This is a genomic window from Actinacidiphila sp. bgisy167, from assembly GCF_965342175.1.
Lineage (GTDB): Bacteria > Actinomycetota > Actinomycetes > Streptomycetales > Streptomycetaceae > Actinacidiphila.
Genome location: NZ_CBDRBL010000031.1, coordinates 1 through 12,930, shown reverse-complemented (window position 1 = coordinate 12,930; position 12,930 = coordinate 1). Strand labels below are relative to the sequence as shown.

11 protein-coding genes are annotated in these 12,930 nt (G+C 71.1%); all 11 read right to left on the bottom strand.

Annotated features, from left to right (window positions below; translation table 11 throughout):
* Positions 1-32: 32 nt before the first annotated feature.
* The 11 genes from ACRWND_RS14775 to folC all read right to left on the bottom strand — a co-directional run bounded on the left by ACRWND_RS14775 (position 33) and on the right by folC (position 12,805).
* The gene (locus ACRWND_RS14775; protein WP_431949259.1) at positions 33-221 is read right to left on the bottom strand and encodes a hypothetical protein; all 189 of its coding nucleotides are present in this window, start codon (positions 219-221) and stop codon (positions 33-35) included.
* A 2-nt stretch (positions 222-223) separates the two neighbouring features.
* Positions 224-2,149, bottom strand: a complete 1,926-nt coding sequence (locus ACRWND_RS14770; protein WP_431949257.1) for a TIGR03960 family B12-binding radical SAM protein — start codon at positions 2,147-2,149, stop codon at positions 224-226.
* 117 nt (positions 2,150-2,266) lie between these two features.
* Positions 2,267-3,802: a CHAD domain-containing protein gene (locus tag ACRWND_RS14765; RefSeq protein ID WP_431949256.1), complete on the bottom strand. Its 1,536-nt coding sequence runs from the start codon at positions 3,800-3,802 to the stop codon at positions 2,267-2,269.
* Between the two features lie 100 nt (positions 3,803-3,902).
* Positions 3,903-5,099, bottom strand: coding sequence for a rod shape-determining protein RodA (gene rodA, locus ACRWND_RS14760; protein ID WP_431949254.1), 1,197 nt, complete (start codon positions 5,097-5,099; stop codon positions 3,903-3,905).
* On the bottom strand, positions 5,096-7,306 hold the full coding sequence (gene mrdA / locus ACRWND_RS14755) for a penicillin-binding protein 2 (RefSeq protein WP_431949252.1): 2,211 nt from the start codon (positions 7,304-7,306) through the stop codon (positions 5,096-5,098). The genes rodA and mrdA overlap by 4 nt, the downstream gene beginning before the upstream one ends.
* Before the next feature lie 109 nt (positions 7,307-7,415).
* Positions 7,416-8,036 carry a rod shape-determining protein MreD gene (gene mreD / locus ACRWND_RS14750; RefSeq protein WP_431949250.1) on the bottom strand — a complete coding sequence of 207 codons (621 nt, stop codon included), beginning with the start codon at positions 8,034-8,036 and terminating at the stop codon, positions 7,416-7,418.
* A complete protein-coding gene (gene mreC, locus ACRWND_RS14745) occupies positions 8,033-8,980 on the bottom strand; it encodes a rod shape-determining protein MreC (protein WP_431949248.1) in 948 nt (315 codons plus the stop codon). Before mreC ends, mreD begins: the two co-directional genes overlap by 4 nt.
* A 122-nt stretch (positions 8,981-9,102) precedes the next feature.
* The gene (locus ACRWND_RS14740) at positions 9,103-10,122 is read right to left on the bottom strand and encodes a rod shape-determining protein (RefSeq protein ID WP_431949340.1); all 1,020 of its coding nucleotides are present in this window, start codon (positions 10,120-10,122) and stop codon (positions 9,103-9,105) included.
* Between the two features lie 328 nt (positions 10,123-10,450).
* Positions 10,451-10,864, bottom strand: a complete 414-nt coding sequence (ndk, locus tag ACRWND_RS14735) for a nucleoside-diphosphate kinase (RefSeq protein ID WP_431949246.1) — start codon at positions 10,862-10,864, stop codon at positions 10,451-10,453.
* A gap of 96 nt (positions 10,865-10,960) precedes the next feature.
* Positions 10,961-11,296 carry a DUF4233 domain-containing protein gene (locus tag ACRWND_RS14730; RefSeq protein ID WP_431949245.1) on the bottom strand — a complete coding sequence of 112 codons (336 nt, stop codon included), beginning with the start codon at positions 11,294-11,296 and terminating at the stop codon, positions 10,961-10,963.
* Between the two features lie 24 nt (positions 11,297-11,320).
* The gene (gene folC, locus ACRWND_RS14725; protein WP_431949338.1) at positions 11,321-12,805 is read right to left on the bottom strand and encodes a bifunctional tetrahydrofolate synthase/dihydrofolate synthase; all 1,485 of its coding nucleotides are present in this window, start codon (positions 12,803-12,805) and stop codon (positions 11,321-11,323) included.
* Positions 12,806-12,930 lie beyond the last annotated feature (125 nt).

Genomic DNA, 12,930 nt, shown 5'->3' with positions numbered 1-12,930 from the left:
CCGGACGGGACCGTCCGAACGCCTCTCCGCGTCTACACCCACTCGACCGCCGAGACGATGCCCGAGTCCTGCCGAGGGGCGGGGAGCGGCGTACGCCGCGTGGGGCGGGATGCCTGCTCGCGCTCCTGCACACCGAGCCCTCGAAGGGCTTCGGCGCGGTCCGCCTCGGGTGCCCCGGCAAGCGCCTCAGCCATCCACTGGATGGCATCGCCGCTGGTCACGGCTACTTCTTGACCGTGAGCGGGAGCAACTTCTTGCCGGTGGGACCGATTTGGATGGCCGTGGCCATCTGCGGACACACTCCGCAATCGAAGCACGGGGTCCAGCGGCAGTCCTCGACCTCGGTCTCGTCCAGGGCGTCCTGCCAGTCCTCCCAGAGCCAGTCCTTGTCGAGCCCGGAGTCCAGGTGGTCCCAGGGCAGGACCTCCTCGTAGGTGCGCTCGCGCGTGGTGTACCAGGCGAGGTCGACGCCCAGTTCCGGGAGCGCCTTCTCGCACATGCGGATCCAGCGGTCGTAGCTGAAGTGCTCGCGCCAGCCGTCGAAGCGGCCGCCGTCCTCGTAGACAGCGCGGATGACGGCGCCCACACGGCGGTCACCGCGGGAGAGCAGGCCCTCGATGATGCCCGGCTTGCCGTCGTGGTAGCGGAAGCCGATGTTGCGGCCGTACTTCCGGTCGCCGCGGATGGCCTCGCGCAGCTTCTCCAGGCGGGCGTCGGTCTCCTCGACGCCGAGCTGCGGTGCCCACTGGAACGGGGTGTGCGGCTTGGGCACGAACCCGCCGATCGACACCGTGCAGCGGATGTCGTTCTGACCGGTGACCTCGCGGCCCTTGGCGATGACGTTCTTCGCCATGTCGGCGATCTGCAGCACGTCCTCGTCGGTCTCCGTCGGCAGACCGCACATGAAGTACAGCTTCACCTGGCGCCAGCCGTTGCCGTAGGCGGTGGCGACGGTGCGGATCAGGTCCTCCTCCGAGACCATCTTGTTGATGACCTTGCGGATGCGCTCGGAGCCGCCCTCGGGGGCGAAAGTGAGGCCTGAGCGGCGGCCGTTGCGGGTCAGCTCGTTGGCCAGGTCGATGTTGAAGGCGTCGACGCGGGTGGAGGGGAGGGACAGGCCGATCTTGTCCTCCTCGTACCGGTCGGCGAGGCCCTTGGCGACGTCGGCGATCTCGGTGTGGTCGGCGGAGGACAGCGAGAGCAGGCCGACCTCCTCGAACCCGGTGGCCTTCAGGCCCCTGTCGACCATCTCGCCGATGCCGGTGATGCTGCGCTCACGCACCGGGCGGGTGATCATGCCGGCCTGGCAGAAGCGGCAGCCGCGGGTGCAGCCGCGGAAGATCTCCACGGACATGCGCTCGTGCACCGTCTCGGCGAGCGGAACCAGCGGCTGCTTCGGGTAGGGCCATTCGTCGAGGTCCATGACGGTGTGCTTGGACACGCGCCACGGCACGCCGGAGCGGTTGGGGACGACGCGGGCGATCCGGCCGTCGGCCAGGTACTCCACGTCGTAGAACTTCGGCACGTACACCCCGCCGGTGCGGGCCAGCCGAAACAGCAGCTCGTCGCGGCCGCCGGGGCGGCCCTCGGCCTTCCAGGCCCGGATCACGTCGGTGATCTCCAGGACGGCCTGCTCCCCGTCGCCGATCACGGCGGCGTCCAGGAAGTCCGCGATGGGCTCCGGGTTGAAGGCCGCGTGGCCGCCGGCGAGCACGATCGGGTCGTCCTCGGTACGGTCCCGTGCCTCCAGCGGGATGCCCGCGAGGTCCAGGGCCGTGAGCATGTTGGTGTAGCCGAGCTCCGTGGAGAAGCTGAGGCCGAAGACGTCGAATGCCTTGACCGGGCGGTGCGCGTCCACGGTGAACTGCGGCACGCCGTGCTCGCGCATCAGCGCCTCGAGGTCCGGCCACACGCTGTACGTGCGCTCCGCGAGGACCCCTTCGCGCTCGTTGAGCACCTCGTAGAGGATCATCACGCCCTGGTTGGGCAGCCCGACCTCGTAGGCGTCCGGGTACATCAGGGACCAACGGACGTCGCACTCGTCCCAGGGCTTGACGGTGGAGTTCAGTTCCCCGCCGACGTACTGGATCGGCTTCTGCACATGCGGCAGCAGGGCCTCGAGCTGGGGGAAGACCGACTCGACAGGCATCAGAGGTGTCTTTCGTGAGCGGGCAAGGGTGACCATTCAGCGTAACGCGTCACGAGGGCCTTCCCGGCCGCGCTCCCCACGGCGCCGGGTGCCTCCGCCCGGCCGTCCCCGGCCGGTTCAGCCGGCCAGCCTGCCGCGGTCCGCCGCGGGCCACTCTTTCGGCAGCTGCCGCTCGACGGTGTCGGCGCGTTCGCGTTCGAGCTGGTAGAGCACCCCGTACGGGAAGGTGTCCTCGCCGGCCGCGCGGGCGTCGTCGGCGAGGCGCAGGAGGGCTTCGCGGCAGATGACGCTGTCCTGGTGCTCGCCGAGCAACTGCTGGACGGCCTTCATGCGCTTGGTGTGCTTCTTGGCGGCCTTGCGCAGCGCCGGGACGGCCTGGGACGCCTCGCTGCTGTAGCGGGCCCGCTTGGCGGCCTTGCGGGCTTCGTGGAGGGCGAGGTCGCGCTCGTGGCCGGGTTCCATCCGCAGCGCGGGTTCGACGCGTCGGCGCAGCCGCCGGTGGTCGCGCCGCACGGCCTTGGCGACGGCGTCGGCCGCGGGGGCCGCGGCGGCGTCGAGCAGCGGAGGGTCGGCGAGCAGGGACTCCAGGGTGTCCAGGAGCCGGAAGTAGCGCCCGCTGCCGAGTTCGCGCAGGAGCTGCTTGCGGGCCCCCTCGTGGACGGGGGCGTCGCCGCCGATGCGCGCCGCGAGGGTCTTCGTGGCGAGTTCCGGCGGCAGTTCGGCCAGGCGGTCGCGCAGCCGGTCGGCGAGCACCTCGCGGTCGCGCTCCAGACCCAGCACTCCGGCGAGCCACTTGAGTTCGTCGCCGATGGGGTCGGTCACCGCGCGGTCGAGTTCGCGGCGGAAGGTCTTGAGGGCGCTGCGCAGCCGGCGGGTGGAGACCCGCATCTGGTGGACGGAGTCCGGCTCGTCGCGGCGGACCTCCGGATCCCAGGCGGTGATCGCGGCGACCTGCTCGTGCACATAGGTGAGCGCGACGTCTGCGGCGGTGCGGGCCCTGGTCGGTGGCTGCGGCGGCCGGGGAGCTGCTTCCAGGCGGTGGCCGAGGGCGCGAGCGAGCTTCGAGGGGGATGTAGAGCGCCGCAGCCCGGCCGCATGCAGTCGCTTCTCGACGGCGTCCAGCAGGTCGGTGCCGCCGTCGAGGAGCTCGGTCTCGACCTCGGTCCAGGCGCTCTCCGCCCCGTCGCCGTGGTCGAGGAGGGTGGCGCGGACGTCGTCGTGGGCGATCTCCAGCAGGGGTGAGCCCGCGGCGTCGACGAGGTGGATCCGCCGGCGGGCGTTTCGCAGCCGGACGACGGGGACGAGCTCCCGGTCGCGGAGGATGGCGGCCACCTCGGCGAGCAGGGATTCCGGCACCCGGGGGCCGCCTTTGCGGCCCTGTTTGCCGAGGGGGGCCTGCACCTCGGTGCGGGTGTCGGCCAGCGAGCTCGGCAGTTTGAGGTGCCAGCCGGCGTCGTCGCCGCCGGTGCGGCGGCGCAGAGTGATCTTGCGGGTGGCCAGCCGCAGGTCGGGGGTGTCGACGTAGACGGCGTCCAGTTCGGCCGGCTCCAGCACACGCACCGCCGCGACCCCGGGCAGGCCTTCGAGGTCGGGCTCGCCGGTCCGCCCGGCGGCCTCGTACTTGCGCTCGGTCTCCGCGACACGCTTCCCCATGTCAGGAACGTAGTCGCGGGCGGGTGCCGCCGCAATGGCGCGTCCCCCGCAGGACGCCCCTCGCGGACATCCCGCCGGGGACGCCGCGAGGGGGACGGGGTCAGGCCGACATGGGCCGCTTCATGTGGATGGCCTGCAGCAGCCCGATCGCGATCCAGACCGCGAACATCGACGATCCGCCGTAGGAGACGAACGGCAGTGGCAGACCCGCCACGGGCATGATGCCGAGGGTCATGCCGATGTTCTCGAAGGACTGGAAGGCGAACCAGGAGACGATGCCCGCCGCGATGATCGTGCCGTACAGGTCGGTGGCGTTGCGGGCGATGCCGCAGGCACGCCACATGATCAGGCCCAGCAGGGCGATGATCAGGGCCGCTCCGACAAAGCCGAGCTCCTCGCCCGCCACGGTGAAGACGAAGTCGGTCTGCTGTTCGGGGACGAACTGCCCCGTGGTCTGGCTGCCCTGGAACAGGCCCTTGCCGAGCGCTCCGCCGGAGCCGATGGCGATACGGGCCTGGTTGGTGTTGTAGCCGACGCCGGCGGGGTCGAGGGCGGGGTTCGCGAAGGCGGCGAAGCGGTCGATCTGGTACTGGTCCAGGACGCCGAGCTGCCAGACCGCGATCGCGCCGCCGGCGCCCGCCGCGATCAGGCCGAGGACCCAGCGGTTGGAGGCGCCCGAGGCCAGCAGCACACCCAGCACGATGACCGCCATCACCATGACCGACCCGAGGTCGGGCATCAGCATGACGATCGCCATCGGCAGTATGGCGAAGCCGAGCGACTGGGCGACCGTCCGGTGGTCGGGGAAGAGCCGGTCGCCGGCGTCGACCCGCGCGGACAGCATCATCGCCATGCCCAGGATGATGGTGATCTTGGTGAACTCGGACGGCTGCAGCGAGAAGCCGCCGCCGAGCACGATCCACGCGTGGGCGCCGTTGACGGTGGAGCCCAGCGGGGTGAGCACGGCGGTCACCAGCAGCACCGAGACGGCGTAGAGCACCGGCACCGCGCCGCGCAGCCGGCGGTGGCCCAGCGCCACGGTGCCGGCGGCGAGGGCGAAGCCGATGGCGGTGTTGAGCATGTGCCGCAGCAGGAAGTAGTACGGGTCCCCGTGGGTGAGCTCCGTGCGGTTGCGCGTCGCGGAGTACACCAGCGCCATGCCGATCAGGGACAGCGCGAGGGCGGCGCCGAGCAGCACCCAGTCCATCCGACGCAGTATCGAGTCGCGGGCCAGGAGCTTGCCCAGGGCACCCCGTTCGGGGGTGAGGCGCCGTGCCGGGTACCCGTCGGCGCTCATGACCGGAACCTCCGTCCCGGCGCGGGCCTCCCGTCGCGGTCCGGGGGCAGTGCGGCGGCCGCCAGCACGGTGCCCTGCGGCGCGGTGGGCGCCTGCGGCACGTCGGCCCAGGACGCCTTGGTGACCCGGATGGTGCCGTCGGAGTCGATCGTCGGCAGCTTGCTCAGGGGGCGCGGGAGCAGCGCCTTCTTCGTGTCGATCGACCCGTCCTCCTGGACGCCGTACATCGCCTCGTAGATCTTGCGGACGGCCGGGCCCGAACCACCGGAGCCGGTACCGCCCTGGGAGATCGTCATGACGATCGCGTAGTCCTTGCTGTACGTCGTGAACCACGAGGTGGTCTGCTTGCCGGCGACCTCCGCGGTACCGGTCTTGGCGTGCAGCGGGATCTTGTCCTGCGGCCAGCCGCCGAAGCGCCAGGCGGCCGTGCCGTGGGTGACGACGCCCTCCAGGGCCTCGTTGATGTACTTCAGCGTCTTCTTGGTCGCCGGGGCGTGGCCGTTCACCTTGGGCTTGATCCGGGCGACCTTCTTGCCGTCGGCGCTGATGATCGCCTTGCCGATGGTGGGCTGGTAGAGGGTGCCGCCGTTGGCGAGGGCCGCGTAGATGTTGGCCATCTGGATCGGGGTGACGAGGGTGTCGCCCTGGCCGATGGCGTAGTTGACCGAGTCACCGGCGCGCATCACATAGCCGTCGACGCAGTTCTCGCGCGCGATCTGGCTCGCGTAGTCCTGCTTGTCGGTCTTGGCGACCTTGCACCAGTAGTCCTTGTTGGCCTCGTAGTAGTCCCGCTTCCACTGCCGGTCCGGGATACGGCCGGGCACCTCGGAGGGCAGGTCGATGCCCGTCAGCGAGCTGAGGCCGTACTCCTTGGCGGTCTTGTAGAACCAGTCGTTGGGATTCTTCTTGGGCTTGGTGCCGCCGTCCTTGAGCCACTGGTCGTACGACAGGCCGTAGAAGACGGTGTCGCAGGAGATCTCCAGGGCGTGGGCGAGGGTGATGGAGCCCGCGCTCTCCCCTTCGAAGTTGTTGAAGACCCGGCCGCCGATGGTCATCGACGAGGGGCAGGGGTAGCGGCCGTTGATGTCGTAACCGGCCCGCACCGCCGCCGAGGTGGAGATCGGCTTGAAGGTGGAGCCTGGGGCCGACTGGCCCTGTATGGCCCTGTTGAGCAGAGGGAAGTTGGAGTTCTTGCCCGTCAGCTCGGCGTAGTCCTTGGCGGAGATGCCGCCGACCCAGGCGTTCGGGTCGTACGTGGGCGCGCTGGCCATCGCGATGACCTGGCCGGTGTGCACGTCCATGACGACGACCGCGCCGGAGTCCGCCTTGTAGAGGCTGCCGGTGACCTTGTCGAAGGTCTTCCGGGCCTCCTTCATGGCCTCGTCCAGCTCCTTCTCGGCGACCGCCTGGACGCGGGCGTCGATGCTGGTGACCAGGTGGCTGCCGGGCTCGGCGGCGGTCTCGCCCGCCTTGCCGATGACCCGGCCGAGGTTGTCCACCTCGTAGCGGGTCACGCCCGCCTTGCCGCGCAGCTCGCTGTCGTAGGTGCGCTCCAGGCCGGAACGGCCGATCTGGTCCGAGCGCAGCAGCGGCCGGCCCTTCTTCTCCGCGGCGGTCAGCTCCTCGTCCGTCACGGGCGAGAGGTAGCCGAGGACCTGGGCGGTGTTGGCTCCGTAGGGGGAGGTGTAGCGGCGCACCGCGGTGGGCTCGGCGGTGATGCCGGGGAAGTCCTCGCGGCGCTCCATGATCTGCAGGGCCTGCTGGGTGGTGGCCTCGTCGGTGATGGGGATCGGCTGGTAGGGCGAACCGTTCCAGCAGGGCCTGGGGGTCTGCGAGTCGCAGAGCCGGACCTTGCCCAGTACCTCTTCGGGCTTCATGTGCAGGACGTCGGCGAGCCGCGTCAGCACCGCCTTGCCGTCGTCCTTCTGCTTCAGCAGGTCGGTGCGGCTCGCGGAGACCACCAGCCGGGTCTCGTTGTCGGCGAGCGCCACGCCCCGGTCGTCGAGGATCGAGCCGCGGACGGCGGGCGCGACGACCTCCTGGACGTTGTTGCTGTTGGCCTGGGCCGAGTACTCGTGGCCGTCGCGGATCTGCAGGAACCACAGCCGTCCGCCGAGGGTGAACAGCAGGGACAGGACGAGGATCTGGAGGACGACCAGCCGGATCGTGACCCTCGGCGTCCGCCCCGTCTCGGGGATGTTGCTCACGCCGCTCCTCCCGCTTCCGCGCCCACGCGGCAGGGCCGCGCGCGCTTCGCCGCCGGCTGCGGGAGTGCGGCCCCGCGCCGGGGGAGGGCACGCGGCGCCTTCGTCACGCTCACAGCCGCCGCCCTCCCTTGGCGAGGCTCCCCACCCGGCCCAGGAGGCCGGCGCGCTGGCCGCCGATGCGGGCGCCGATGCGGGCGCCGAAGCCGGGGCCGGAGGCGTCCTCCGCGAGGGGGTCGCTCTGGGTCCGGCGGGCCAGGGCCATGATCCACGGCACGGTGAACGGCGCCAGCAGCAGGTCGTACAGGGCGGCGGTGAACAGCAACTTCCCCAGGCCCACGTGCTGGGCCGCGGTGTCCCCGACGAGGGCGCCCACGGCCGCGTACAGCACCGTGGAGCCGATGGCGGCGCCGACCACGACGAGCATCGGGCGCGTGGCCGAGCGCATCTGGCCGCCCTCGGGCTTGAGCAGGCCGGCGATGTAGCCGACGACGCACAGCACGAGGGCATAGCGGCCCGCGGCGTGGTCGGCGGGCGGGGCGAGGTCGGCAAGCAGTCCGGCGCCGAAGCCGATGAGGCAGCCGGCCACGTGACCGTACGTCAGTGCGAGGGCGAGGACGACGAGCAGCAGCAGGTCGGGAACGGCGCCGGGCAGATGGAGGCGGGCCAGGACGCACACCTGGAGGACCATGCCGGCGACCACGAGGCCGGTGGAAAGCACAGCGCGCTTCATCGGACCTGCTCCTGTCCGTTGCCCGAGGACTGCGAGGGGTCCACGCTCGGCGTCGCGGTGACCGTGACCGTCGGGACCGGCTTCGGGCCGGCGGGCAGCACCGAGTCGCGCGGGTCCTTGCGCGGGCCCTGGACGACGACGCCGACGATGTCGAGCTTGGTGAAGCCGACGAACGGGGTGACCTCCACCGTACGGGTGAGACCACCGCCGGCCCGGTCGACCTTGGCGACGGTGCCGACCGGCACGCCGGGGACGAAGGGCTTGTCGGCCTGCGAGCCGAAGGTGACCAGCCGGGCGCCCTTCTTCACGTGCGCCTTGCCGTTGAGCAGCTGCACCCGGATCGGCCGGTTGCCCTGGCCGGTGGCGAAGCCGAGTTCGGAGGACTTCTCCAGCCGGGTGCCGACGGTGAAGTCCGGGTCGCAGGCGAGCAGGACGGTCGAGGTGGAGGGGCCGACGGTGGTGACCCGGCCGACCAGTCCGTCCCCGTTGACCACCGTCATGTCGCGCTGGATGCCGTCGTTGGCCCCGGAGTCGATGGTGACCGTCCAGGAGAAGCCCTGGGCGGCCCCTATGGCGATGACCTGCGCGCCCTTGACCCGGTACTGGCCGGCGCCGGCGAGCTTGAGCAGCTTGTCGAGTTCGCGGGCCCGCTCGCGCGTGACGTCCTTACTGCCGAGCTGCTGCTTCAGCTCGGCGTTCTCCCGCTCCAGTCGGCTGATGCGGCTGCTGCGGTCGCCGGAGTCGCGTACCGCGTCCACGGCGCCTTCCACCGGGTCGACCACGGCTGCGACCCCGTTCTCGACGGGGCCGAAGACGGTGGCCGCGGTGGACCGGGCGCCGTCCAGCGGTGAGTCCTCACCGCCGCGGATGTCGACGGTGATCAGCGCGAATGCGATCGCCACCAGCAGCACCAGCAGAAGCCGGCTCTCTCGTGTGTCCCTCACGGGGGCCAGTCCGTGCCTTCCTCGTCAGAGCGTGTGAGCCCGTGGGCCCGATGGGCCGTTCCGGGAGGTAGAACGATCCTGCGTAAGGGCGGGACTTCACCCGTACGAAGGACCGTGGGGACTCATCTGCGCGGCTGCGCGTCCAGGACCTGCTGCAGCGCCTCGAACTCCTCGACGCACTTGCCGGCGCCGAGGGCCACGCAGTCCAGCGGGGACTCGGCGATGTGGATCGGCATGCCCGTCTCGTTGCGCAGCCGCTCGTCCAGGCCGCGCAGCAGCGCGCCGCCGCCGGCCAGCACGATGCCGCGGTCCATGATGTCGCCGGACAGCTCGGGCGGGCACTTGTCGAGGGTCGTCTTGACCGCGTCGACAATGGCGTTGACCGGCTCCTCGATCGCCTTGCGCACCTCGGCGGCCGAGACGACCACCGTCTTGGGCAGGCCGGATACCAGGTCGCGGCCGCGGATCTCGGTGTGCTCCTCGGTGTCGACCGCGAAGGCCGAGCCGATGGTGAGCTTGATCGCCTCCGCGGTGCGCTCGCCCAGCAGAAGGCTGTACTCCTTCTTGATGTGCTGGATGATCGCGTTGTCCAGCTCGTCGCCGGCCACCCGGATGGACTGCGCGGTGACGATGCCGCCGAGCGAGATGACGGCGACCTCGGTGGTGCCGCCGCCGATGTCGACGACCATGTTGCCGGTGGCCTCGTGGACGGGGAGCCCGGCGCCGATCGCGGCGGCCATGGGCTCCTCGATGATGTGCACCTGGCGCGCACCGGCCTGGGTGGCGGCCTCGATGACGGCGCGGCGCTCGACTCCGGTGATGCCGGAGGGGACGCAGACCACGACGCGCGGGCGTGCCAGGTAGCGGCGCTTGTGGATCTTGAGGATGAAGTAGCGCAGCATGCGCTCGGTGATCTCGAAGTCCGCGATCACCCCGTCCTTGAGAGGACGGACCGCGACGATGTTGCCGGGGGTCCGGCCGATCATCTTCTTCGCTTCGGAGCCGACCGCCAGGATGCCGCCCGTGTTGGTGTTGATGGCGACGACGGACGGCTCGTTGAGGACGATCCCGCGACCCCTGACGTACACCAGCGTGTTGGCGGTGCCGAGGTCGACAGCCATGTCACGGCCGATGAACGACATGTTGTTCGCCATGAGGATACGTCTGGCCTTCCCGAGCTGGAGCGTGTGGGGGTGAGCACGGCGGGGTGCGCTGCTGTGCGCCGAGCCGGAGGTGCGGAGATTCCATCGTAGTCGCGCCCGCCAGGGCACGGGGTCAGGGTTCCGCCGCCATTGTCATCAGAACACACAGCTGTCCTCTGCAATGGTGACGCCGTGTCGGCGGAATTGGTTCCCGAAAGGCCCGGCCGCGGCTGCGGGCGGCCGGGAAAATTCCGACCGCCCGTTGAGCTGATCGGGCGTCAACGGCCCCTTCGGCGCCGCGCCGCCGCGTCGCCCGTCGCCGCGGAGATCAGACCAGGCCGGGGAAGAAGATCTTGATCTCGCGCTCGGCGGACTCCACGGAGTCGGAAGCGTGGATCAGGTTCTCCCGGACGATGGTGCCGAAGTCGCCGCGGATCGAGCCGGGGGCCGCCGCGATCGGGTCGGTCGGGCCGGCCAGCGCGCGCAGACCCTCGATGACCCGCTCCCCCTCGACGACCAGGGCGACGGCAGGACCAGAGGACATGAACTCCACCAGCGGCTCGTAGAACGGCCGGCCGACGTGCTCGGCGTAGTGCTGCTCGAGGATCGCGCGGTCGAGCGTGCACAGCTCCAGCGCGGTGATGCTCCAGCCAGCCTTGCGCTCGATGCGGCCGAGGATCTCGCCGACCAGGCCGCGACGTACGGCGTCCGGCTTGAGAAGGACGAGGGTGCGCTGGGACACGGTGTGACTCCTAGGTACGGGGTGCGGGTACGACGACATTACCGGGGGGTTCACCAGCGCTCACGGCACCCCCTGGTCATGGGCTCGGCGGTGCGGTCAGGCGGGCTGGGCGGCCCGCGCGGCCTTGGCCTCGTCGACCTTGCGGCCGAAGTGGACGGCGGCCCACCACAGCGCGGCGAAGACCGCGCCGAGGAAGAACATCACCGGGACGGCGAGACCGCTCGCGATCAGCCCGGCCTGCAGCAGCCAGCCGACGGCCAGAGCGCCGCGCCGCCCCAGCATGCCGCACAGCAGTACGCACAGGGCCATGGCGACGCCGCTGACCGCCCATACCGTGCCGGCCGTCAGCTCCGGCTGCTTCATCGCCACCAGACCGGCGAAGCCGATCACGAAGAACTCACCGATCAGGGTGCTCGCGCACAGGGTCCGCATCCGCTTGGCTTCGCTTCCCGCTCGTCACTTGCGGCCCAGCAGCAGCCGGGCCTCTCCCACGGTGATCACCGAACCGGTGACCAGCACCCCGGCGCCGGAGAACTCCCCCTGCTCCTCGGCGAGCGTCACGGCCGCCTCGATGGCGTCGTCCAGCCGCGGCTCGACCTGGACGCGCTCGTCGCCGAAGACCTCCACCGCCAGCGCGGCCAGTTCGTCCACGTCCATGGCGCGGTGGGTGGAGTTCTGCGTCACCACGATCTCGGCGAAGACCGGCTCGAAGGCCTCCAGCAGGCCCCGTACGTCCTTGTCGGCGCTCGTGCCGACCACACCCACCAGATGGGTGAAGCCGAAGGCCTCGCCCAGTGCGCCTGCCGCGGCCCGGGCACCCGCCGGGTTGTGCGCCGCGTCCAGCACCACGGTGGGGCTGCGGCGCACGACCTCCAGCCGGCCCGGCGAAGTGACGTTCGCGAAGGCGGCGCGAACGGTGTCGACGTCGAGGGTGCGGGCGTGCAGGGTGCCGACGCCGAAGAACGCCTCCACCGCGGCGAGCGCCACGGCCGCGTTGTGCGCCTGGTGCTCGCCGTGCAGCGGCAGGAAGACCTGCTCGTACTCCCCGCCCAGGCCGCGCAGGGTCAGCATCTGCCCGCCGACGGCCACCTCGCGGTGCACGACGCCGAACTCCATGCCCTCCCGGGCGACCGTCGCGTCCACCTCGACGGCGCGCTTCAGCAGCACCTGGGCCGCCTCCACGGGCTGCTGGGCCAGCACGGCGGTGGCGTCCTTCTTGACGATCCCGCTCTTCTCCACCGCGATCTCGCCGGCCGTCTCGCCCAGGCGGTCGGTGTGGTCCAGGTCGATCGGGGTGACGACGGCGACCGTGCCGTCCACCACGTTGGTCGCGTCCCAGCTGCCGCCCATGCCGACCTCGACGACGGCCACGTCCACCGGGGCGTCGGCGAAAGCGGCGTACGCCATGCCGGTCAGCACCTCGAAGAAGGACATCCGGTACGGCTGGGCGCCGTCGACCATCTGCACATACGGCGCCAGGTCGCGGTAGGTCTCGATGAACTTCTCCGCCGTGATCGGCCGGCCGTCGAGGCTGATCCGCTCGGTGACGGACTGCACGTGCGGGCTGGTGTAGCGGCCGGTGCGCAGGTCGAAGGCGAGCAGGAGCTGCTCGATCATGCGGGCGGTGCTGGTCTTGCCGTTGGTGCCGGTGATGTGGATCGAGGGGTAGGTCCGCTGCGGCTCGCCGAGGATGTCCATCAGCGCGGTCATGCGGTCCAGCGACGGTTCCAGCTTCGTCTCCGGCCAGCGGCCCGCCAGTTCCGCCTCGACCTCGCGGAGGGCCCTGTCGACCTCCGGGTCGGTCGGGCGCGCGGGAATGCCGTCGTCCTGCGGGACCGGGCCCCCGGCCCGGAGAGTACGGCTGCCCGCCTCGATCACCGCCAGGTCGGCCTCGCGGCCGGGGTCGATGGCGGCGTCGTCCTCGTCGCCGCCCAGGCCCATGGCGGCCAGTGGGTCGGAAAGGGGCTCGTCGTTCTCGGGGCGCGGATTGGTCACGACCACATTGTACGAAGCGCCCAGGTGGGTCCGGGGTGTGGGGGGGGGGGGGGGTGCTTTCCCCCCCCCCC

Excerpts from the sequence above, each read along its gene's own strand:
- ACRWND_RS14770 (WP_431949257.1), bottom strand. The coding sequence starts at position 2,149 with ATGCCTGTCGAGTCGGTCTTCCCCCAGCTCGAGGCCCTGCTGCCGCAT.
- folC (WP_431949338.1), bottom strand. The coding sequence starts at position 12,805 with ATGGGCCTGGGCGGCGACGAGGACGACGCCGCCATCGACCCCGGCCGC.
- ACRWND_RS14730 (WP_431949245.1), bottom strand. The coding sequence starts at position 11,296 with ATGCGGACCCTGTGCGCGAGCACCCTGATCGGTGAGTTCTTCGTGATC.
- mreD (WP_431949250.1), bottom strand. The coding sequence starts at position 8,036 with ATGAAGCGCGCTGTGCTTTCCACCGGCCTCGTGGTCGCCGGCATGGTC.
- ACRWND_RS14765 (WP_431949256.1), bottom strand. The coding sequence starts at position 3,802 with ATGGGGAAGCGTGTCGCGGAGACCGAGCGCAAGTACGAGGCCGCCGGG.
- rodA (WP_431949254.1), bottom strand. The coding sequence starts at position 5,099 with ATGAGCGCCGACGGGTACCCGGCACGGCGCCTCACCCCCGAACGGGGT.
- ACRWND_RS14740 (WP_431949340.1), bottom strand. The coding sequence starts at position 10,122 with ATGTCGTTCATCGGCCGTGACATGGCTGTCGACCTCGGCACCGCCAAC.